Source organism: Oleiphilus sp. HI0043 (assembly GCF_001634935.1).
Genome location: NZ_LWEY01001010.1, coordinates 1 through 2,075, shown reverse-complemented (window position 1 = coordinate 2,075; position 2,075 = coordinate 1). Strand labels below are relative to the sequence as shown.

2 protein-coding genes are annotated in these 2,075 nt (G+C 44.9%); one reads left to right on the top strand and one right to left on the bottom strand.

All coding sequences use genetic code 11. From position 1 onward, the window contains the following. Positions 1 to 1,548 (top strand): BatD family protein (locus tag A3729_RS10830; protein WP_068633808.1); only part of this gene is annotated, 1,548 nt, incomplete at its 5' end. Positions 1,549 to 1,580: 32 nt separating this feature from the next. On the opposite strand, the gene A3729_RS10825 is transcribed toward A3729_RS10830, so the two are convergent. After that, positions 1,581 to 2,075 (bottom strand): AraC family transcriptional regulator (locus A3729_RS10825; protein WP_231877417.1); only part of this gene is annotated, 495 nt, incomplete at its 5' end.

Sequence of the window (2,075 nt, the reverse complement as noted above, 5' to 3'; positions counted from 1 at the left end):
GAAGATAGCTTTGAGATCCTTGATCGCCAGCAGAATTATAGTATGCGCTCCATTAATGGCGATACAACAACCGAAGTTACATGGAACTATACGCTTAGCCCAAAGCAGGCCGGTACACTAACTATTCCTCAGGCAATACTACAAGGAGCCAAATCTGAAGCTATTGTTATAGAGGTTGTGGAGGGTAAAGCACCCATCGACGCGGACAACCCTCCCCCTGTTTTTATTGAAGTTGAAACAGACAAATCAGATGTTTACGTTCAGGAACAAATCCAATATACCGTTCGCTTATTTTCCTTAGGAAGGCTTAGTAGCGGAAATTTAAGTGAGCCCGCCACAAGCAATGCCATCATTGAACCTTTTGGCGAGGAAAATAAATACTATCGTATGGCTTATAACCAACGCTATGAGGTCATTGAACGAAAGTACCTAATCTATCCTCAAAAAAGTGGTGCTCTCTATATCGATGGTTTAGCCTTCAACGGTGTGCTTATCGACAGCTATCAACGTAGACGCATACGTGTCTCGGAAATATCGGATGCTGTTCAAGTGAATATAGCACAGCCGAACCCCAATTTTACTGGTCAACACTGGTTACCAGCAAAGAGCCTGCATTTAAGTGAAAAATGGCAAGATGAGCAGCTCGAACTATCAATCGGTGATGCATTTACGCATGAAATCACCACCTCTGCTTTAGGTTTACTTGGGTCAGCCCTTCCCCCAATACCCGCGGTATCAAATGAACGGGTTAAGTCATACCCCGATAAACCGTCTGTTGAATCACAAGCTCACGAAGGCGGCTCATATGCCATACGAAAGGACGCAACAACATATATTGCCATCAAACAAGGCGAAATTACGCTACCGGAAATACGCATACCTTGGTGGGATACAGTCAACGATGTTGAGCGTATTGCTACACTCCCGGAGCGAACAATCATCATCAAACCGGGCGCTGTAAACCAAACTCAAAAGAATGAGCAGCCCTCCAGCATCGACTTAACTGATGATGGAAAAGCAACACCCAACCAAGAGTCCGAGATAGAAAGCACAGCTAAAAATACAGAGCCTAAGCACAATGAGAGCAATCAGCATGCCTTGCTAGCGATAATCGCACTACTCGCCTTTGGTTGGCTTCTAACGAGTTTGTTCCTACTTCTACGACTGAAGCAAGTAAAGCAAGACTTAAATAAACTAATCTCGATACAAGCTCCCGACTCTACTACTTCAGAACTCAGCTACAAACAATTAATTGAAGCAATTAGAAAGGGGTCGAGTGACATACCGAAGCTTGTACTAGCTTGGATCGAGAGCCAGCGAAAACAAAACACCGTTAAGTCAGCCCCCATTACCTTGCGTTCGCTGAAAGCTTTAGATGAGTCGCTTGCTGCCGAACTATTAGCATTCGAGAACGATCGTTACAGTAAAAATGCAACTCAGACCTATGACCAGCAAGCCTTACTTGAAGCATTAAAAAAATACACTAAAACAGCACCCGGCCTGAAAGGCAAAGACAATGCTTCTTTGCCACCGTTCTACCCGCAGTAGCACAGCCAGACAAACTTAGCCCAGAAAGCCAGCTATCGATGCTGCTCACGGCAGGCGCCAGGCGTTTGCCCTGTCCACTTTTTGAAGGCGCGATTGAATGCTGCTGCTTCTGAAAAGCCGAGCTGCAAAGCAACGTCATTAATACTCAGGTTTGCCTTGGCCAGCAACACCAAAGCCTGATCCCGACGAATACTGTCTTTTATTTCTTTAAATGAACTACCCTCATCTTTAAGGCGTCGCCGAGCGGTGTGGGTAGTTAAATGTAACTCACTGGCTACAAGATCAAAGCTAAGATTCTCGATCTCCAAGCTGCCACCCATACGACTCAATAGAATTCTTTTTATCTGCGCAGTAACACTGTCATCTGAACGAAATTGTTTTAGTAGCGATGCCGGCGCATTTTTCAAAAATGGCGCTAAGGTACTATCATTCTGAACAACCGGTAGATCTAAATACTTGCTGTTGAACACAACCCGGTTTTGCCCCTGAGAGAAAGCAACTCGGCAAGGAAACATTAACTTGTACTC